Origin of the sequence: Nonomuraea sp. NPDC003709 (assembly GCF_040610775.1) — a bacterium.
GTDB lineage: Bacteria > Actinomycetota > Actinomycetes > Streptosporangiales > Streptosporangiaceae > Nonomuraea > Nonomuraea angiospora_A.
The window spans coordinates 15,348-33,477 of record NZ_JBEXMW010000016.1 but is presented as its reverse complement, the minus strand read 5'-3'; the positions used below and the strand labels follow the sequence as shown (position 1 = coordinate 33,477).

General features: G+C 70.5%; 19 protein-coding genes. 4 read left to right on the top strand and 15 right to left on the bottom strand.

Annotated features, from left to right (window positions below; translation table 11 throughout):
- Positions 1 to 6: 6 nt before the first annotated feature.
- From ABZX61_RS39220 to ABZX61_RS39200, 5 genes are read right to left on the bottom strand one after another with little or no spacing between them, the layout of a single operon-like run.
- Positions 7 to 924: a carbohydrate ABC transporter permease gene (locus tag ABZX61_RS39220; protein WP_350724548.1), complete on the bottom strand. Its 918-nt coding sequence runs from the start codon at positions 922 to 924 to the stop codon at positions 7 to 9.
- Positions 924 to 1,835 carry a sugar ABC transporter permease gene (locus tag ABZX61_RS39215; RefSeq protein WP_350724547.1) on the bottom strand — a complete coding sequence of 304 codons (912 nt, stop codon included), beginning with the start codon at positions 1,833 to 1,835 and terminating at the stop codon, positions 924 to 926. Before ABZX61_RS39215 ends, ABZX61_RS39220 begins: the two co-directional genes overlap by 1 nt.
- Positions 1,835 to 3,247 carry an N-acetylglucosamine/diacetylchitobiose ABC transporter substrate-binding protein gene (ngcE, locus tag ABZX61_RS39210; RefSeq protein WP_355201507.1) on the bottom strand — a complete coding sequence of 471 codons (1,413 nt, stop codon included), beginning with the start codon at positions 3,245 to 3,247 and terminating at the stop codon, positions 1,835 to 1,837. The genes ABZX61_RS39215 and ngcE overlap by 1 nt, the downstream gene beginning before the upstream one ends.
- A gap of 19 nt (positions 3,248 to 3,266) precedes the next feature.
- Positions 3,267 to 4,001 (bottom strand): SIS domain-containing protein, encoded by a 735-nt coding sequence (locus ABZX61_RS39205; protein WP_350724543.1) that lies wholly within the window; start codon positions 3,999 to 4,001, stop codon positions 3,267 to 3,269.
- Positions 4,002 to 4,871, bottom strand: coding sequence for a MurR/RpiR family transcriptional regulator (locus ABZX61_RS39200; protein WP_350724541.1), 870 nt, complete (start codon positions 4,869 to 4,871; stop codon positions 4,002 to 4,004).
- A 79-nt stretch (positions 4,872 to 4,950) separates the two neighbouring features.
- Here ABZX61_RS39200 and ABZX61_RS39195 point away from each other — a divergent pair, with 79 nt between their 5' ends.
- Positions 4,951 to 5,925 carry a BadF/BadG/BcrA/BcrD ATPase family protein gene (locus ABZX61_RS39195; protein ID WP_355201504.1) on the top strand — a complete coding sequence of 325 codons (975 nt, stop codon included), beginning with the start codon at positions 4,951 to 4,953 and terminating at the stop codon, positions 5,923 to 5,925.
- Here ABZX61_RS39195 and ABZX61_RS39190 read toward each other — a convergent pair.
- The 6 genes from ABZX61_RS39190 to ABZX61_RS39165 all read right to left on the bottom strand — a co-directional run bounded on the left by ABZX61_RS39190 (position 5,915) and on the right by ABZX61_RS39165 (position 11,917).
- Positions 5,915 to 6,733 carry a carbohydrate ABC transporter permease gene (locus tag ABZX61_RS39190; protein ID WP_350724538.1) on the bottom strand — a complete coding sequence of 273 codons (819 nt, stop codon included), beginning with the start codon at positions 6,731 to 6,733 and terminating at the stop codon, positions 5,915 to 5,917. The genes ABZX61_RS39195 and ABZX61_RS39190 overlap by 11 nt on opposite strands.
- Entirely contained in the window at positions 6,730 to 7,611 is an 882-nt protein-coding gene (locus ABZX61_RS39185) for a sugar ABC transporter permease (RefSeq protein ID WP_355201501.1), read from the bottom strand. The genes ABZX61_RS39190 and ABZX61_RS39185 overlap by 4 nt, the downstream gene beginning before the upstream one ends.
- Entirely contained in the window at positions 7,612 to 8,859 is a 1,248-nt protein-coding gene (locus ABZX61_RS39180) for an extracellular solute-binding protein (RefSeq protein WP_355201499.1), read from the bottom strand.
- Between the two features lie 11 nt (positions 8,860 to 8,870).
- Positions 8,871 to 10,226, bottom strand: coding sequence for a cellulose binding domain-containing protein (locus ABZX61_RS39175; RefSeq protein ID WP_355201497.1), 1,356 nt, complete (start codon positions 10,224 to 10,226; stop codon positions 8,871 to 8,873).
- Between the two features lie 75 nt (positions 10,227 to 10,301).
- Entirely contained in the window at positions 10,302 to 11,051 is a 750-nt protein-coding gene (locus ABZX61_RS39170) for an SIS domain-containing protein (protein ID WP_355201495.1), read from the bottom strand.
- On the bottom strand, positions 11,048 to 11,917 hold the full coding sequence (locus ABZX61_RS39165; RefSeq protein ID WP_355201494.1) for a MurR/RpiR family transcriptional regulator: 870 nt from the start codon (positions 11,915 to 11,917) through the stop codon (positions 11,048 to 11,050). Before ABZX61_RS39165 ends, ABZX61_RS39170 begins: the two co-directional genes overlap by 4 nt.
- Positions 11,918 to 11,977: 60 nt before the next feature.
- On the opposite strand from ABZX61_RS39165, the gene ABZX61_RS39160 reads away from it, so the two are divergent.
- Complete coding sequence (locus ABZX61_RS39160; RefSeq protein ID WP_355201492.1) at positions 11,978 to 12,937, top strand: BadF/BadG/BcrA/BcrD ATPase family protein; 960 nt, start codon at positions 11,978 to 11,980, stop codon at positions 12,935 to 12,937.
- 6 nt (positions 12,938 to 12,943) lie between these two features.
- Here the strand turns inward: ABZX61_RS39160 and ABZX61_RS39155 are convergent, their stop codons facing one another.
- The 3 genes from ABZX61_RS39155 to ABZX61_RS39145 form a co-directional block, all read right to left on the bottom strand.
- A complete protein-coding gene (locus ABZX61_RS39155) occupies positions 12,944 to 13,852 on the bottom strand; it encodes a hypothetical protein (protein ID WP_355201490.1) in 909 nt (302 codons plus the stop codon).
- Entirely contained in the window at positions 13,849 to 14,382 is a 534-nt protein-coding gene (locus ABZX61_RS39150; protein ID WP_355201488.1) for an RNA polymerase sigma factor, read from the bottom strand. Before ABZX61_RS39150 ends, ABZX61_RS39155 begins: the two co-directional genes overlap by 4 nt.
- A gap of 88 nt (positions 14,383 to 14,470) precedes the next feature.
- Positions 14,471 to 15,541 (bottom strand): acetyl-CoA acetyltransferase, encoded by a 1,071-nt coding sequence (locus tag ABZX61_RS39145; RefSeq protein WP_355201486.1) that lies wholly within the window; start codon positions 15,539 to 15,541, stop codon positions 14,471 to 14,473.
- Between the two features lie 204 nt (positions 15,542 to 15,745).
- Between ABZX61_RS39145 and ABZX61_RS39140 the strand changes: the two genes are divergently transcribed.
- Positions 15,746 to 16,594 carry a LysR family transcriptional regulator gene (locus ABZX61_RS39140; RefSeq protein WP_355201484.1) on the top strand — a complete coding sequence of 283 codons (849 nt, stop codon included), beginning with the start codon at positions 15,746 to 15,748 and terminating at the stop codon, positions 16,592 to 16,594.
- Positions 16,595 to 16,609: 15 nt separating this feature from the next.
- Positions 16,610 to 17,230, top strand: coding sequence for a MerR family transcriptional regulator (locus tag ABZX61_RS39135; RefSeq protein WP_355201482.1), 621 nt, complete (start codon positions 16,610 to 16,612; stop codon positions 17,228 to 17,230).
- Here the strand turns inward: ABZX61_RS39135 and ABZX61_RS39130 are convergent.
- Positions 17,227 to 18,114, bottom strand: coding sequence for a hypothetical protein (locus tag ABZX61_RS39130; protein ID WP_355201480.1), 888 nt, complete (start codon positions 18,112 to 18,114; stop codon positions 17,227 to 17,229). The two genes, ABZX61_RS39135 and ABZX61_RS39130, sit on opposite strands and share 4 nt — an antisense overlap.
- Positions 18,115 to 18,130 lie beyond the last annotated feature (16 nt).

Here is an 18,130-nt window from a genome sequence, read left to right as displayed (position 1 = left end):
CCCCCGCTACTTGAGGGCTCCAGAGGTCAGGCCGCTCTGGATCTGACGTTGGAAGACCGTGTAGACCGCCAGCATCGGCAGGATCGCCAGGGTCAGGGCGGCGAAGAGGGCCGACCAGTCCTGGTCGTATCCGGCGGCGGTGGAGATGTCGGCGATGCCCATGGGGAGGACCCACTTGTCGCGCTCCTGCAGCAGCACCAGGGGCAGCTGGTACTGGTTCCACTGGCCCAGGATGTTGAAGATCGTGATGCTGATGATGCCCGGCTTGGCCATCGGCAGCATGATCTGGAAGAAGACGCGGGTGTGCGACGCGCCGTCCACCATCGCCGCCTCCCCCACCGCCGTGGGCAGCGTGCGGAAGAACGCCGACAGGAAGAAGACCGTGAACGGCATCGAGTACGCGATGTAGACCAGGACCAGGCCCGCGTGCGTGTTCAGGCCGATGAAGGGGCCGATGAGCGGCACATTGCCCATGTTCTGGACGACGAAGAAGAGCGGGGTCAGGGCCAGGTAGACGGGAAAGGCCAGGCCCGAGACGAAGAGCAGGTAGATCGCCCGGTTGCCGCGAAAGGGATAACGCGCCAGCACGTACGCCGCCATCGACCCGATGAGCATCGTCCCGAACGTGCTGAACGCCACGACGATGACGCTGTTGAGCATGTACTGCCCGATGTGCGCCTGCTCCCAGGCCCTGGCGAAGTTGTCCCAGTGCAGCGTGGCCGGCAGCGACCAGGCGTCACCGAAGATCTCGTCCTCGCTCTTGACCGAGGCCAGGAACGTCCACAGGATCGGCACGATCACCAGCAGCGCCCAGACCAGCAGCGCGACATGCGTCAGCACGCCCAGCGGGCCGAGCCGGCGCCTGCGCTCCTGGCGGGCGAGCCTGCGGGAGTTCGCCGCCGTCCACGAGATCGTCGTTGTCATCAGTACTCGATTCGTTCGCGCCGCGAGAGGCGCAGCGAGAGGATCGCGAAGCCGACGGTGAAGAGGAACATGATCACGCCCAGCGCCGAGGCGTAGCCGAAGCGGAAGTACTGGAACGCGTTGCGATAGATCTCGGCGGCCATGACCGTGGTCGACCAGTCGGGGCCGCCGTGCTGGTCGGTCATCACCCAGACGATCGCGAACACGTCCAGCGCCAGGATCCCCAGATAGACCCAGGCCACCTGTACGGTGTCCCAGAGCAGCGGCAGCGTGATGCGGAAGAACAGGCTCACCCGGCCGGCCCCGTCGATCTGCGCGGCCTCGAACATGTCCCTGGGGATGGAGGCCAGGCCGGCGGAGAAGAGCACCACGTAGAAGCCGACCGCCTGCCACACCATGACGCCCAGCACCGACCAGAACGCCACGTCGGGATCGGACAGGAAGCCGATCGGCTTGACCCCGAGCGCCATCAGCGGGCCGTTCAGCATGCCGCTGCCGTCCGGCCTGAACACCTGCTGGAACAGCACCGCCACCACCGTGACGGCCAGGACCTGCGGGAAGAAGAACACCACGCGGTAGAACTTCGACCCGCGGATCCCCGACGTGCCCTGCGCGCCGCCCACGTTGAGGAGGAAGGCGAAGAACAGGGCGATGACGATCGTGATCAGCGGCAGCAGCACGAGCAGCGCGCCGTTGTGCGTGACGGCCTTCCAGAACGTGCCGTCGCCGAAGAGCCGCTTGAAGTTGTCCAGGCCGATGAACCTGGGCGTGGCCGTCACGCCGCGCCAGTCGGTCATCGCGATGTAGAACGCCTGGATGTACGGCGAGATCACGTAGACCAGGTAGAGGATCACCGGGGCTGCCAGGAACGAGGTGATGAACAGCCCGCGGCGATACCTGTTGAACATCATCAGCGCTTGTACTTCTTGATCGAGGAGTCGTTCTTGATCTCGTCGGCCTTCTTCTGCAGGCGCTCAAGGTAGGCGTCCGGCTTGAGCCCGCCGGTCATCAGCTCGCCGGTGGCGGCGATGGCCTCGTCCTTGAGCTGGGCGTACCAGGTCTGCCAGCGGTAGTAGACGACGTTCGTGCCCGCGGCGGCGAACGCCTTGGTCGCGCTCTCGGCGCCCGGCGACAGCTGCCGGCCCTCGCCCGCGCCCTTGACCACGGAGACCGTCTTGACCATCTCACTGAAGTCGCCCGCCGCCTTCTTCGACAGCATGGCCCGCAGGTACTCCATGCCGCCCTGCGGGTTGGGGGACTTGGAGGGCACGATGAAGTTCTCGCTCGGCTGGCTGTGCAGGCTGCCGTACGGCAGCTTGTCCGAGCTGCCGAAGTCGGGGATCGGGAACATCCCGTACTCGAAGTCGGCCGGGGTGGTCGTCTTCTGCTCGTTCTCCAGCCAGGAGCCGGAGGGCAGCATGGCGACCTTGTACTTGTTCTGGGCCGTCTGGGTCTGCACGTGGTCGAGGCCGGCGGTGCCCTCCATGAGGTACTTGGCGCCGATCTCCGCCCAGGCGGTGGCCGAGGTCTTCATGGCGTCGCTCTTCCAGGCGCCGTCCTCGAGGTTGTCGATGTTGACGAGCACCTCGGCGCCGCCGATCTTGGCGGCCATGGTGAGCAGCGGCTCGTACAGGTACTGCGGGAACTTCCCGGCGTAGGTGAAGGGCGCCATCTTGCCGGACTTCTTGATGGTCTCGCAGAGCTTGAGGAACTCGTCCCAGGTCTTCGGGGCCTCCCAGCCGTTGTCGCGGAAGGCTTTCTGCGAGTACCAGATGCCGAAGATGTAGTTCACGTAGCCGAGCACGCTGAAGGTGCCGTCGTACGTGCCGAGGTCGATGACGGCCTGGTCGATGGTGTCGCGGACCTTGGTGTTCGGGTCGTCCCAGCTGGGCGCGTCGAGCAGCGGGGTGAGGTCCTGGAGCTGGCCGTCCTGGGCGAGCGCGCCGAAGTCCATGGCGTTTGCGCCGGAGTTGTCGATCACGTCCGGCGGGTTGCCGCCGGCGAAGCGCGGCTGGAGGACCTTGGTGATCTCCTTGGTCGCGTTGTGCTTGATCTCGACGTTCGGGTGCTTGCTCTTGAAGAGCGGCTGGTGGATGTTCTTGGCGTAGTCCTGGCCGAAGCCGCCGTCGAAGATCCACACCTCCAGCGGCTTGTTGTCCGCCATGCCGAACGGGTTGGCCGCGCTGGTCGCGACCGGCGCCGCCGAGGACGACGCGGTGGGCTTGGCGGCCGGCGTGGCGCAGGCGGCCAGCGCCCCCGCCACGGGTACGAGTGCGGCGCCGCGAAGGAGCTCACGTCGGCTGATATGGGGGGTGTTGGGCATATGACTGCTCCTGACTTGTCTATGATCCGCGTCGGATACGGCCTGCGTAGCGGCTCTCCAGCGCCTTGTTGTGCTCGTCGCCGCCGGTCACGTTGACCGACATGTAGATCGGGGGCGTCTCGCCCATGGCCACGAGCTCGTCCACCGCCCGGGTGACCACCATCTGCGCGAGCAGCGCGGAGGTGACCGTGGACACGGCTCCGTACGTGCCGCCGCCGGGCAGCTCGAGGATGGCGTCGCCGTACGGCGCCCCGTTGTCCAGCACGACGTCGGCCAGGTCGAGCAGCTTGCGGCCCGACGGGTGGCGCGAGGTCATCTGAGTGCTGTGCTTGACCGAGGTGAGCGCGATCAGCGGGTGCCCGCGCTCCTTGACGAGCGTGGCCAGCTCGACGACCGTGCCGTTCACGCCGGAGCTGGAGATCAGCACGAACACGTCCTGCGGCGCCACCGGCGCCAGGTCGTAGATCTCGTGCGCGATGGCCGGGTCGCGCTCCAGCTCGGAGGTCAGCACGCCGGGCGCGTGGCCCCCGTACAGGACGAGGTCCCTGGGCGAGAGGCGGTTGCTGGGGACGAGGCCGCCGGCCCGTCCGGCGATCTCCATGGCGATGGCCTCGGAGTGCCCCGAGCCGAACGCGTTGACCACGCCGCCCGCCCGGATCGAGGCCACGATCAGCGCGGCCGCCTCCCGTACCGGTTCGGCCTGGCTCTCCGTGACCTGGCGTGCCAGATCGAGGACCTCGGTTGCGTACGTCATTCAGCCTCTCTCCACCCGATGGCTCTCCACGGCGCTGATCGTGCGCTCGAACGCCTCGTTGGTGCGTTCGTAGGTGCGCTGGGCCACCGCCACGTACACGGCGTCCAGCACGAACAGCTGCGAATGGACGGCGGCCAGCCCGCCGAGCCGGAACGTGGTCTCCCTGCTGGCCGTGGTCAGCACCAGGTCTGCCAGCTCGGCCAGCGGCGAGCGGGCGAAGGAGGTGACCGCGACCGTCAGCGCGCCGTGGCTGCCGGCCTCGGCCAGCGCCTCCATGACCTCGCGGGTGCGGCCCCGGTGGCTGATGCCGATGGCCACGTCGCCCTCCTTGAGCAGGGCCGCCTCCGACAGGGCCACGTGCGCGTCGCCGGCGCTCCAGCCGGGCACGCCGATGCGGCGCAGCCGGCCCTCGAACATGGCGGCGACGTTACCGCTGGTGGAGACGCCGACCAGGAGCACGCGCGGCGCGGCCACGATCGCGTCGGCCACCTTGGCGACGACGTCGAGGTCGAGCTGCGCGGCGGTGTCCTGGATGAGCCTGGCGTCGGCGGCGGCCATCACCTCGATGGCCGAGTCGAGCGGGTCGTCGGGGCCGATCTCGTGGCCGACGCCCGCTCCCCACCCCGCCTGCGCGGCCCGGCCGGTCTCGGTGGCGAGCGCGACGCGCAGCTCGGCGTACCCCGAGAAGCCGAACGCCCGGCAGAACCTCGTCACGGTCGCCGGCGAGCTGCCGGCCCGCTCGGCGAGCGCGATGATGGTCGAACGCGCTGCCTCGGCAGGATCGCCGAGAATCACCTCGCCGACCCTGCGCAAAGCTTCCGGCAAACCGGGTAGTTCTGTTTCGACGCGCCCAAGCGCTCCTGAAGTCACGAATATTCCTTCCGAATACCCGGTCTTCTGGCGAAAATTATTCTTGCTTCCGGTCCGCGTCAACCCCCAGACTCGGACCGTGACTGAATCGCTAGTGGTCGGTGTCGACGCCGGGGCCACGTCCACGCGGGTCGCCGTCCACGCGCTCGACGGCACCAGGGTCGGCTACGCCCGGGCCGGTGCGGGCAATCCCACTGCTCACGGGCTGGGCAAGGCGGTGGCCAACGTGGCCGCCGCGCTCGGTGAGGCGCTGGGGACGCATGACGGCCGGCGGGTCGTGGCGTCGCTGACCGGGGTGGCGGGGCACGTGGCGGAGATGGTGCCCGAGCTGGCGAAGGTCTGGGCCGGGCACGGCATCGCGGAGGGGCCGCGCTACATGGGCGACACGCCGATCGCCTACACCGCGGGCTCGCCGGAGCCCGACGGCTCGCTGCTGCTGTCGGGCACGGGGGCGGTGGCGGCCAGGATCGTGGACTTCCGGCTCGACGCCATCGCCGACGGGCTGGGCTGGCTGCTGGGCGATGAGGGGTCGGGCTTCTGGATCGGCCGCCAGGCCGTCAAGGGGGTGGTCGAGGTCTTGGACCGCGGCATGCCGGTCCCGCCCGACGACCGCATCAAGGGCGGCGGCATGTTGGCCGAGCTCGTGGTCGAGCACTTCCTCGGCGACGACCGGCCCGCCGCGCCGCGTGCCGTCGCCGATCGCATCGTACGGCTGGCGCAGGCCGACCACATGCGGCTGGCCGCGCTGTCCTCGCTGGTCAGCCAGGCCGCCGAGGCAGGCGACGAGGCGGCGCTCAAGGTCACGCGGGAGGCCGCCGAGCGCCTGGTCGCCACGCTCGGACGCGTACACGTGTCCGGTCCGGTGGTGCTCGCCGGAAGCGTGCTCACCAACGAGGGTCCGGTACGCCAGGCGGTGGTGAAGCTGCTGGCGGACAAGAACGTCACGACCGCGGGGGACGCGGCGGGCGCGGCGGCCTGGCTGGCGGCCCGGGACCTGCTCCCGGAGGCGGACGCGAAGGCCCTGCACGCCGCGTTCACCGCCGTCAGCCCTTGACGGCCCCCGCCGTCATCCCGGTGCCCACCCGGCGCTGCAGGAACAGGAAGAGCAACAGCGCGGGCAGCGCGAACAGGCTGGCGGCGGCCATCGTGGCGCCCCAGTCCGTGCCGAAGACGTCGCGGAACGACGACAGCCACACCGGCAGCGTGCGCTTGTCCTGGTCCTTGATGATCAGCACGTTCACGAACGCGAACTCGTTCCACGCCGTGATGAACCCGAACAGCGACGTCGCCATCAGCCCGGGCGCCAGCAGCGGGAACACCACCCGCCGGAAGGCGGCCAGGCGGCCGCACCCGTCCACCTGCGCCGCCTCCTCCAGCTCCGGCGGGATCGCGGCCAGGAACCCGCGCAGCGTCACGATCGTGAACGGCAACGTGATCATGAAGTAGACGCCGGTCAGCATCGCCAGCGAGTCCAGCAGCTCGGTGTCCCTGGCGATGATGAACACCGGCACCAGCAGCGCCTCCCACGGCGCCATCTGCGCCGCGAACACCGCGATCACGAACGCCCCTCTCCCCCGCCAGCGCATCCTGGCCACCGCGAACGCCGCCAGCAGCGCCGTCACCAGCGCGACCAGCACCGCGACCACGGTGACGACGAGACTGTTGCGCCAGTAGGTCCAGAACCCCGGCGCGTTCACCGCCGTCACGAAGTGCTCCAGGGTCGGGTGCGCCGGCCAGAACGTCGGCGTGGCCGCCTGGATCTCCCCGGTCGGCTTGAACGCGGTCAGGAACATCCAGTAGACCGGGAAGATCGTCATCACGAGCACGACGACCGCGGCCGCGTTGAGCGTCAGCCTCTTCACTGGCGGACCATCCTTCGCAGGTTGCTGACCAGGGCGACGGCGAGGATGACGACGGTGAGCATGGCGACCGCCGAGCCCAGGTCGTACCGGTGCAGCACCCGGGCGATCTTGAACGCGTACACCGGAAGGGTGGTCGTGGCGCCGTCCGGGCCGCCCTGGCTGAGCACCCAGATCTGCGGGAAGCACTTGGCCACCCAGATCACCTCCAGCGAGGCGACCAGGGCGAACAGCTGCCGCAGCATCGGCAGGGTGATCTTCCAGAAGACCTGCCGGCCGGTGCCGCCGTCGATCCGGGCGGACTCGTACAGCTCCACCGGGATGGTGGTCAGCCCGGCGTAGAGGGTGAGCGCGGCGAACGGCACCGACTGCCACACGACGAGGACCACGAGCACGGCGAACGTGGCCGTGCCGTCGGCGAACCACGGGTAGCCGCGGAAGGAGTCGAACCCGAGCGCGACCAGCAGCCAGTTCACCACGCCGAGCTCCGACTGGAACAGCCACTGGAACACCGTCGTGGCGGCGATGATCGGGGTGGCCCAGGCCAGGGCGAGGGCGCTCATCAGGGCCAGGCGCAGCCCGCGGCGCAGGCGGGCGAGCATCAGCGCCACGCCGGTGGACAGGACCACGATCAGCACCACGTTGATCGCGGTCCACCCCAGCGTGCGCCACAGCACCCGCCAGAACTCCTCGCCGGCCAGCAGCTCGGCGTAGTTGTCCAGACCGGCGAAGGCCGCGCCGCCCCTGATCAGCTCCCCCATGCGGAAGTGCTGGAAGGAGATCACCGCGGCCTTGAGCATCGGGTAGAGCAGGAGGAAGGCCCCGCCCGCCACCGTGGGCGCGATGAGCAGGTAGGGCCACGGGCTCCTGGTGCCGCGCATTCAGGACCCGCTGTTCAGGGTCGTGGTGATGGACTCCGAGACCTTCTTCGCCTCCGTCGCGGGGTCGGCGCCGGTGAGCACGGCGGTCATGTACTGCTTGATCACGGAGGTGGCCTCGACGGCGGCCCAGTTGGGGGTGTTCGGGGTGGCGCGGCCGCCCGCGGCGCCCTTCGCCATGGCCGCGGTGCCCTCGTCGCCGTCCAGCACGCCGGCCAGCGAGGTGCGGTTGGGCACGAAGCTCATCGTCTTGGCCAGCTCGGTCTGGAACTGCTCCCCGGACAGGGCTCTGACCAGCTCGTACGCCGCCTCCTGGCGCTTGGACGCGGCCGGGACGATCAGGTCGGAGCCGCCCGTGAAGACGGTGCCGGGCCTGTCGGCCGTCTTGCCCGGGATGGGGAAGAAGCCCATCTTGTCCTTCAGCTTGGGGTCCACCTCCAGGACGCGGGCGGCGATGCCGGGGACGGCGATGATCTGGGCCACCTTGCCCTGGGCGAAGACCTCGTGCTGGGGCGGGTTGGCCTCGTCGGCGTCCTTGGGGCCCTTGCCGAGGGCCTGGAGGCGCTGGTAGAAGTCCATGCCGGCCAGGGCCTGCGGGGTGTCGAGGGCGCCCTTCCACTTGCCGCCCTCCTGGACGGCCAGGTCGCCGCCCTCGTCCCAGATGAAGCCGGCCAGGGCGTACCAGGTCTGCCCGGTCAGATAAATGCCCTGATTTCCGTTTTTATTTAGTTTTGCGGTGATATTTAGCCATTCATCCCGCGTTTTCGGGGGCTCCTTGATGCCGGCCCCGGCGAACAGGTCCTTGTTGTAGACGACCACGCGGTTGGCGGCGTACCAGGGGATCCCGTACTGCTTGCCGTCGACCTTGCCCGGCTGGGCCAGGCCCGGCAGCCAGTCCTCGCCCTTGAGCTCGGCGACCTTGCCGGCCAGGTCGGTGACGCCGCCGCTGGCCGAGTACTGGGCGACCTGGGTGTTGCCCACCTCGATCACGTCGGGGGCGTCGGTGCTGGCCAGGGCCGCGGTGACGCGCTCGCCGATGCCGTCCCACGCCTGGATCTGGATGTCGAGGTCCACGCCCTTGTGCGCCGCCTCGTACTCGGTCTCGAACTTCTTCAGCAGGTCCTGCGTGACGCTGCCGTCCATGATCCAGACGGTCAGCCTGGCGGGGCCCGCGGACGTCTTGGGCTCCTCGGCGGCGCCGCACGCGGCCACCGCGAACACGGCCGCCAGGGCCAGGATGCGGTTCTTCATGGCGATCCTTGTCACGGGTTGGGGACGGTGTCCGTGAAGGAGGTGCCGGCGGCGCGCAGGGAGGCGACGCGGCCGGTGACGTCGGCGGGCGGGACGACCTCGTTCTTGCTGTAGTAGAGCCAGTCCACCTGCTGCCGGTACGTACGCGTCCCCGTGGCGGCCTGAAGATCGATGAACCACTGGTTGAACATGATCCACATGGGCGTCTCGGGATAGTAGATGTCACCGTGGTCGGCGAACAGGCGGCCGTCCACGTAGTACCTGATCCGGCCGCCGGAGACCTGGATCACGAGGTCGTGCCAGCCGGCGAAGCTCGCACGCTCCTCGGTGTGGGTGTTGACGGCCTGCCACGGGTCGGCCTGGTAGGTCTCCCAGCTGGTGGTGTAGAGGATGTTGGACGGCTCGCCCCAGCCGCCGTTCGGCAGGTACTCGAAGTCGAGCTCGCCGTAGTCGGGGTCCAGGTTGTAGCGCAGCGGGGTGATGGTGAAGAACGTCTGCACCACGTGCTCGCCGTCGGGGCCACTGGCCGGGGCGTCGCTGAAGCGGACGCGGGCGGCGTAGGTGCCCTCGAAGAACTTGCGGTTCGCGGTGGACAGCTCGGTCTGGATGGTGCCGGCGGCGGTGCCGTTCGTGGTGGAGTCGAGCGTCAGCAGGCCGCCGGGGAACGAGACCGCCGAGGGCGACCAGGTGGCGCCGGGCACGCCGGGGCCGCCGGAGCTGGAGCGCACCGTCCAGCCGCGCTGGGCGAGGCGCGGGTCGCTCGACCCCGTGTACGTGAAGTCGTCGAACAGCACCCCCGCCGAGCCCGTCGGGGGGACCGTGGGAGTGGGAGTGGGGGTGGGCTCGGTGCCGTTCGGCCGCCCCCACGCGAGCTGGCCGTTGACGTGGACGGTGACCTTGTCCCAGTTCGTGTAGGCGGTGTTGGACCCGTAGGAGTAGTCGTCGCTCTGCGTGAACGTCTGCCAGTCCGCGCGGTAGAAGCGCAGCTGCAGGTCGCCGGTGTTCGCGCCGGGGGCCAGGCTGCCGGAGGTGAAGCCGACCTCCAGGTACTGGTCGGCGCCCGACTGGCGGACGAACTGCCCGGTCACCGTCGAGCAGCCCACCACGGCCCAGGAGCAGGCGAAGCGGTAGGTCTCCGCGCCGGTCAGGTAGTAGCGGATCTTGACCTGGTTGAGCGGGATCGTGGTGGTGCCGTCGTTGAAGAGCTGGAGCCAGGGCTCGGCCTGGGCGGTGGTGGCTCCAGGGGCGCTGGTGCGGTACTGGAGGCGTACGGACTGCTGGGCGCTGGCCGGGGTGACCAGGGCCACGACGACGAGGACGAGAGGGAGAGCTAAGGAGAGGGCAACTTTTCCGATATTTCGGTACATGGGGGGTTCTCCTTGCGAGGTCCGGCCCCGGATTCCGGGCATGCCGAACAGAGCTCGTGACAGCTTGCGGAGGACTCAGGCGCCGCGCCGGATGCGACCGGCGTACAGCGCCTCCAGCTTGAGGTTGTGGGCGTCACCCTCGGGGACGTTGGCCGACAGGTAGACCGGCGGCACCTCGCCCGCTTCGAGCAGGTTGCGTACGGTCTGGGCCACGACGAGCTGGGCCAGCAGCGCCGAGGTGATGGTCGAGACGGCTCCGACGGAGGCGCCCGCGTCGGGCAGGGGGAGCACGGCGTCGCCGTAGGGCGCCCGGTTGTCCAGGACGACGTCGGCCAGGTCGAGGAGCTTGCGGCCCGAGGGGTGGCGGGACGCGACGGCTTCGCCGTGGGCGCGCGAGGTGATCGCGATCAGGTCGTGACCGCGCTGCTTGACGAGCGTGGCCAGCTCGACGACCACGCCGTTGACGCCCGAGTTGGAGATGATGACGAACAGGTCGCCGGGATGGACGGGCGCCAGGTCGAGGATGGCGCGGGCGACGGACGGGTCGCGTTCGAGGTCGTAACGGTCCAGCTCGGAGCGGGGGGCGTCGCCGTACAGGACGAGGTCCCTGAGCGCGAGCTTGCTGGTGGGCACGAGGCCGCCGGCGCGGCCGGCGATCTCCATTGCGACGGCCTCCGAGTGGCCGGAGCCGAACGCCTGGATGACGCCGCCCGCGCTCACCGCCTCGGTGAAGAGGCCGGCGGCTCGGGCGATCTCCGGATCTTCTGGGATCGTCCGGACGAGGTCGGCGATGTGCTGAGCGAACTTTGCTGGATCTACTGTCATAAATCCCCTTCCGGGAGCCGATGTCCGGCCACCGCCCGGACAGTCACGTCGAATGCCTGCCTGGTGCGCTCGTAGGTGCGTTGGGCCACCGACACGTACACGACGTCGAGCACCAGGAGTTGCGAGTGGATCGCGGCGAACCCCTCCGACCGGAAGCTCGTCGCGCGGCTGGCCGTGGTCAGCACCAGCTCGGCCACCTCGGCCAGCGGGGAGCGCGGCTGCGAGGTGACGGCCACGGTGATCGCGCCGTGGCTGCTCGCCTCCGCGAGCACCTCGATGACCTCGCGCGTCCGGCCGCTGTGCGAGATCCCGATCGCCACGTCGCCCTGTCCGAGCAGCGCGGCGTCCGTCAGCGCGCTGTGGGCGTCGGACCTGCTCCAGGTCGGTACGCGCATGCGCTGCAGCCGGTACTCCATCTCGCTGGCCACCGCCGCGCTGCTCGACACGCCGAACAGCAGCACCCGCCCGGCCCTGGCCACCGCCTGGGCGGCCTTGTCCACCACGGCCAGGTCGAGCTGGTCGGCGGTCTCCTGGATGAGGCGGATGTCGTTGCCGGACACGACGCCGAGCACCTTGTCGAGGCTGTCGTCGGGGAGGATCTCCTGGCCGATGTCGGTGTGCCAGGTCTGCTGGGCCTTGCGGCCGGTCTCGGTGGCGACGGCCACGCGCAGCTCGGCGTACCCGGTGAAGCCGAGGGCGCGGCAGAAGCGCGTGATGGTCGCCGTGGACGTCCCGCTCCGCTCGGCCAGGTCGACGATGGTCAGCCGGGCGGCCTCGGCGGGCGCGGCCAGGATCACCTCGGCCACCTTGCGCAGCGCCTCGGGCATGTCGCGCTGCTCGGCCTCGATGCGGTTGAGTAGTTCCACGCGATGAAAATTATGACCAGGATCTGGCGTCGTCAAGGCATTTGGGCAATAATTTTTGACATGCTGGTACTCGGGGTCGACGCGGGCGGCACCTCGTCGCGGGCCGCGCTGTTCACGGTGGACGGGGCGCCGGTGGGACGAGGGCACGCGCCCGGCGCCAACCCGGTGACGCTCGGCATGGACCAGGCCTGCGCGCACCTGACCGCCGCCGTCCAGGAGGCGGCATCATCCTCGTTACCGCACGTCAGCTCGGTGGTGATGGGGCTGGCGGGAAATCCCGGGGCCTGCCGGGAGCTGGCCGGGCGCGTCCTGCGCCCGCTCCTCCCCCAGGGCCTGCCGGTACGGGTCGTCGGTGACACCGTGACCGCGTTCGCGGCCGGCACCTCCTCGCCGTCGGGCACCGTCCTGATCTCGGGGACAGGGGCGATCGCGGCAAAAATTACCGATCACGAGCAGACGGCGACCGCCGACGGGTACGGGTGGCTGCTCGGGGACGAGGGCTCGGGCTTCTGGCTCGGCCACGCCGCCGCCCGCGCCACCGTCCGCGCCCTCACCGCCCTCACCGCCCTCACCGCCCTCACCGCCCTCTCCGCTCGAAGCGCCGGGGGCGGGTTGCTGATGGAGCTCGTCGTCCGGCAGTTGCTGCCCGACGGCGTGGGCGAGGATCCGGTCGCGCAGCTCGCGGCGGCGGTGCACGCCCGGCCGCCGCTGGCGCTCGCCGAGCTGGCGCCCCTCGTCAGCCGGGCCGCCGAGGCGGGCGACCCGGAAGCGCGGGCCCTCGTCGCCGAGGCCGCGGCCCGGCTGGCGAGCACCGCGGCCCAGGTGCACGAGCCGGGCCTGCCCATCGTGCTCGCAGGCGGCGTGCTCACGTCGGAGGGCCCGGTCCAGCGAGCGGTCCACGACCTCCTGGCGGACGCCGTCACGGCGGGGGACCCGGCGGGGGCGGCGGCCTGGCTGGCGGCCCGGGACCTGCTCCCCGAGGCCGAGGCACAGGCCCGGCACGCCGCCTTCACCACCTGATCCCGGCTACTCGTCCAGGATCTTCGTGTCGCCGTAGACGGGGTTCTTCGGCAGTCGTTCCTTGGTCACCATCAGGCGCACGACGCCGGCCTGCTCCGACTGGACCTCCCAGACCATCCAGTCGTCGCCGACCTTGGCCGACTGCTGCTTCGGGTCCACCCCGTAGCCGTCGTTGTCCGGCGCGGGGGTGATGATCTGGAAGACCGCCTCGAGGCCGCGCCGGCGAACCTCGGCCATGACCTCGCCCACGGTCTTCCCGTCGGCGCGGTAGCCCGCCAGCATCTCGCCCTTCTTCATGGCCGAGCGCCAGTTCTGGTACCTCTCCCCCGGCCGCGCCGCCCGCCCCAGCCGGACCGAGGCCCAGCCGGTCCAGCCGCGGGCCACCTCGACGGTCATCGCGCAGCCCGCACTGCCGAACGCGCAGCCCTCGGGCGACGTGCCGTTGGTGATGGACTCGCCGTTGGGCGCCAGCCGACCGCTCAGCCGCATGCCCGTGATCTGGCCCACCTGGGTGGGAGACACCGGTACGACCTCCAGGTTCACGTTCAGGCCCACGGCCTTGAAGCCCTCGGTGTACTTGGCGTAGTCGGCGAACGGGTCCTTGATGGTGGCCACGTACATGTCGCCGCGCAGCTCGATGTCGATGGCGGAGCTGGCGTAGGAGGTGGCGGGGCCGCGCGCGCCGAGGACGGCGGGGGCGATCACGGCGGCCGCGGCGAGCCCGGTGACGGCCACGGCGCCCACGGCCATCCGGGTACGCCACCGAGGGGTCCGACGGCGGGCGGGCTCGGCGGCGGGCTCGGCGGCGGGCTCCTCGGAGGTGATCGAGGCGAGGAGCGCCCGCGCCCCCGCGCCGGACGCCTGGCCCGCCAGATCCTCGTCGCGGACCCTGGCGAGGTGCTGCAACTCGTTCACGCGGACTCCATGATCAGGTAGTTGACGGTCACGCCCGCCGCGGCCAGCGCCCTGGAGAAGCGCTTGCGCGCCCGGTGGAGGCGGATGCGGACGGCGTTGCGCGAGCAGCCGAGCACGGTGGCGATCTGGGCCCGGTCCAGGCCCTCCCAGGCCACCAGCGAGATCAGCTCCCGGTCTTCCTCGGACAACTGCTCGAACGCCCGCGCGATCGCGCCCAGCTCGACGCTGGTCTCGGGCGAGTGCGCGTACAGGTCGGCGAGGTCGGCGTCGAGCTCCATGCTGTGGTTCCGGTGCCTGGCCTGGCCGCGGCGGTGGTTGGCCAGCACGTTCCTGGCCACCCCGTACAGCCACAATCTGGACGCGCCGCCCGGCGGCAGCGCGTCCATGCGGCGCCAGGCGATCGCGAACGTCTCGGCGACCACGTCCGCCGCGTCCTCCGGCGAGTCGCAGCGGCGCATGGCGTAGCCGAGTATGTGCTCGTACGTCTGCTGGTAAACGGCCTCGAACCGGGTCCTCCGGTCGTCATCCACTGGCGGTCCCCATGGTCGGCCTCCTCGGTCGTCGGGATCGGATCACCCCGTACATGTCGGAGGCCTCATGAGCATTTCAGCCGATTTTTCACCGTACGAGCAGGGCGGCGCTCCCGTAGCTGCCCCCGAACCCCGTCACGAGGGCCACCTCACGCCCCTCACGCAGCTCCCTGACGGCCTGGGCCACGTTGTTCAGGCCGTGCACGTAGCCCTCCGAGAGCAGCCCGCCGTGCGGGTTCACCCAGGCGTGCCGGCGCTCCAGCAGGTACGGCCCCAGGTCCGCGCGCTCGACCAGCCCGAAGTCCTCCAGCTGCCGGGGCACGAGCCACGAGTAGGCGTCGTACGGCAGTGCCACGTCCACGTCCGACGGCCGCAGCCCGGACGCCTCCCAGAGCATGGGCGCCACGTACGCCGAGAAGATCGCGGTGACGTCCGGGGCGCGGTCCATCGACGAGCAGCCGGGGCCTCCCCCGCGGACGACCGCCCGCACGCGCGGCCCGTCGAGCACGCCGCTGACCACGAGGGCGCAGGCCCCGTCGGTCTCCTGGCAGCAGTCGACCGTGCGGAGGGGGGTGCTCACGTACGGCCGGGCGAGGTAGTCGGCGAGCTCCAGGGGTTCGCGGCGCAGGGCCCGGGGGTTGGCCTTGGCGTTCTCCCTGGACTGGGCGACGACCGCGTGCAGGTGCTCCTCCGTGAGGCCCGTGTCGTGCAGGTAGCGGGTCGCGGCCAGAGCGAACAGCGGGATCGGGCCCGCCAGCCCGTACGTGAAACGCTCCTGGGGGCCGGTGGAGACGGTGTTCATGCGCTTGCCGGAGCGGCCGTTGAGCGCCCGATAGACCAGGATATTTCGCGCCAACCCGGCGTGTATGAGCATCGCCGCGTCGCCCAGGATCGACGCCGCCTGCGTGCCTCCCCCGGCGATGTCGTTGTGCCAGCCGAGCCGCTCGATGCCCAGGGCCCGCGCGACCTGGACGACGGGGGCGGAGTCGTTCAGGTGGTAGCTGAGCACCGCGTCCACGTCACGCGGCCCGATGCCCGCGTCCGCGCACGCCGCCCGGCACGCCTCGACCGCCAACTCCAGCTCGCTCCGCCCGGACTCCCTGGTCAGCGCCGTCATCCCGACGCCGGCCACCGCCGCCAACCCCCCGAACGGCTGCATCCGCCGCCTCCCGCGTCCATGACCACACTCCGTACAGGCACGCTAGCCCGCGCCCGGAGACGAGACAAGCGCTTGCTCGGCAGCTACATCCAATCCGGAAATGTCGCCACCAGTGGATAACTGAATATCTTCACGGGAGGCAGGTCCTCTTGTAATACGGAGGAGTGATCAACCGATAAGCCCATCATCACGCTGAGGTGAGGGATGGATCTACGCTACGTCCGGTACGCGATGGCGATCGCCCGCGCGGGCAGTCTCCGCCGCGCCGCCACCGCGCTGCACATCGCACAGCCCACGCTGTCGGAGCAGCTCAGAGCCCTGGAGAAGGAGATCGGCGTCGAACTGTTCAGCCGGTCGCCCAGTGGCGTGCAGCTGACCGAGGCGGGCGAGGCCTTCCTGGCCCAGGCCACCGTGGCGGTCGACGCCTTCGACCGCGCCGTGGCCGCCGCCAGGAACAGGGTCACGACCGCGCGCCTGGGCGTGGCCGACGGGCTGGCGGACGTGGTGGCCCGGCTGCTCTCCCAGCTCCAGACCTCCAACCTGCGCGTGGCCCCCATGGGGACGGCCGAGCAGATCGTCTCCATCGCGGACGGCACCCTGCAGGCCGGGCTCGGCTACGCGCCGGGCTCGCTGCCCAGGGGCGTGGCCCGCATGCTGGTCCACCGTTTCCCGGTGCGCGCCCTGCTCCACCGCGATCACCCCCTGGCGTCGTACGAGGCGCTGTCGCTGGCGGACCTGGCGGGCGAGCCGCTGGTGATGCCGGAGTCCGACGCGGTCGCCGGGGCCCGCCGCTTCCTGGAGGGTTTCGTACGGCACCGCCTCCACCCCCGCCTCGGCCCAGCCGCGGCCACGCACGACCTGGTCATCAACATGGTGGAGGAAGGCGCGGGCTACGCGCTGTGCGTCCACGAGGGCACCACCATCCCCGACACACTTGCATTTGTCCCTATAAAAGAGGACGTGCCGCCGCTGGAGGTGGTCTTCCTCTGGAACCGCCAGACGGACGTCCACGAGCTCCTCAGCGCCGCCCGGCACCTCGCCCGATCTGGATAGCGCTATTATCTAGTGATGCGCATCTCCGAACTCAGTGCCAAGTCCGGTGTGGCCATCCCGACGATCAAGTACTACCTCCGCGAGTGCCTGCTGCACCCGGGCGAGCAGACAGCCGCGACCAGAGCCGAGTACGACGAGTCCCACCTGCGCAGACTCCGCCTGATCCGAGCCCTGCTCGAAGTGGGCCGGCTCCCCGTCGCCTCGATCAAGAAGATCATCGAGGCCGTCGAGGACGAGTCACTCCCCCTGCACCTGCTCCTCGGCACCGCCCACTACGCCCTGAGCTCCACGGTCGAGCCCGAGCCCGGCGAGGAGTGGCAGATCGCCCGCGACGAGGTGGACCGCCTCGTCGCCGGCCAGGGCTGGGACGTCACGCCCACCGCCCCCGCCCGGGACGAGCTGGCCCAGACGATCGTCCGGATGCGCCAGCTCGGCCTGCCCGTCGACCTGAAGCCGTACGTCGAGATCGCGCAGAAGCTCGTCTCCGAGGTCGAGATGAACACCATCCCCTTCGACGGCCCGCGCGACGCCGCCGTGGAGGCCCTGGTGCTCGGCACCGTCCTGTACGGCAAGGCGTTCGAGGCGCTGCGCCGCATGGCCCAGGAGTCGGAGTCGGCCCGCCGCCTGTCCCCCTAGACGAGGCCGTTCTCGCGCAGCAGCGCGAGGTTGTTCACGGTGACGGCCCCGCGCCAGTCGAGCGCCCCGGCCGGGGAGATGCGCGCGTAGTCCACGTCCCATCCGCCGTCGTCCTTCTGCTGCCCCGCCAGCCGTACGAGGTCCGCCGCGATCACGTCCGGCTCGAAGAGGTCGCGGGCCGGCCTGCCCGGGTGGGGCGCGAAGTCCAGCGGCCGCAGCGTCTCGAACTCGGTGCCGCCCTCGACCGGCACCCGCCCGTCCGCGGGGATGTGCGCGGCCAGCCGCTTGAGCAGGTCGGCCGCCCTGGGCTGGGTGTCGTACACGGCGTCGAGGAAGCGCACCGCGAACGCCAGCACGTACGCGTGCGGCGCCTTGTCGAGCTCCTGGATCGCGTCGAGGCAGTAGCGCGTGGCCCGCTCCAGCCACGGATGCGCGGCGACGGCCGGATCGTGGGCCGCGACGCGGTGGGCGGCGGCCGCCGAGATCGAGGTGATCTGCAGGGACGAGGTGTCGGCGTCGCCGCCCGCCCACCAGGGCGCGGTGGCCTCGCCGACGGTGAGCGGCAGCGAGAACGGCACCCCGCCGTCCGGCAGCGTGACCGAGTCCAGCCAGTCGCACAGCGCCGCGGCCCGGGGCGAGGTCACGGGGGCGACGTCCGCGAACACCTCGAAGGCGTGCAGCGCGGCCCCCGGCTGGCTCTCGGGTGAGCGCAGGTCCGGCTCCAGGCCCCAGCCGTAGCCGCCGTCGGGGTTGCGGTAGGCCTCCAGCGCGCCCAGCGCGGAGGCGGCGTCGCCGTCGCCCATGAGCAGGTCGTAGCGGCGGCGGTCCAGTACTCGTGCGTGCCCGGCGAGGAAGCCGGGGATCGCGGAAAGGTTCACGTTCATGGACTCATCGTGCCCA

Excerpts from the sequence above, each read along its gene's own strand:
- ABZX61_RS39220 (WP_350724548.1), bottom strand. The coding sequence starts at position 924 with ATGACAACGACGATCTCGTGGACGGCGGCGAACTCCCGCAGGCTCGCC.
- ABZX61_RS39215 (WP_350724547.1), bottom strand. The coding sequence starts at position 1,835 with ATGATGTTCAACAGGTATCGCCGCGGGCTGTTCATCACCTCGTTCCTG.
- ngcE (WP_355201507.1), bottom strand. The coding sequence starts at position 3,247 with ATGCCCAACACCCCCCATATCAGCCGACGTGAGCTCCTTCGCGGCGCC.
- ABZX61_RS39205 (WP_350724543.1), bottom strand. The coding sequence starts at position 4,001 with ATGACGTACGCAACCGAGGTCCTCGATCTGGCACGCCAGGTCACGGAG.
- ABZX61_RS39185 (WP_355201501.1), bottom strand. The coding sequence starts at position 7,611 with ATGCGCGGCACCAGGAGCCCGTGGCCCTACCTGCTCATCGCGCCCACG.
- ABZX61_RS39180 (WP_355201499.1), bottom strand. The coding sequence starts at position 8,859 with ATGAAGAACCGCATCCTGGCCCTGGCGGCCGTGTTCGCGGTGGCCGCG.
- ABZX61_RS39175 (WP_355201497.1), bottom strand. The coding sequence starts at position 10,226 with ATGTACCGAAATATCGGAAAAGTTGCCCTCTCCTTAGCTCTCCCTCTC.
- ABZX61_RS39170 (WP_355201495.1), bottom strand. The coding sequence starts at position 11,051 with ATGACAGTAGATCCAGCAAAGTTCGCTCAGCACATCGCCGACCTCGTC.
- ABZX61_RS39160 (WP_355201492.1), top strand. The coding sequence starts at position 11,978 with ATGCTGGTACTCGGGGTCGACGCGGGCGGCACCTCGTCGCGGGCCGCG.
- ABZX61_RS39145 (WP_355201486.1), bottom strand. The coding sequence starts at position 15,541 with ATGCAGCCGTTCGGGGGGTTGGCGGCGGTGGCCGGCGTCGGGATGACG.
- ABZX61_RS39140 (WP_355201484.1), top strand. The coding sequence starts at position 15,746 with ATGGATCTACGCTACGTCCGGTACGCGATGGCGATCGCCCGCGCGGGC.
- ABZX61_RS39135 (WP_355201482.1), top strand. The coding sequence starts at position 16,610 with ATGCGCATCTCCGAACTCAGTGCCAAGTCCGGTGTGGCCATCCCGACG.
- ABZX61_RS39130 (WP_355201480.1), bottom strand. The coding sequence starts at position 18,114 with ATGAACGTGAACCTTTCCGCGATCCCCGGCTTCCTCGCCGGGCACGCA.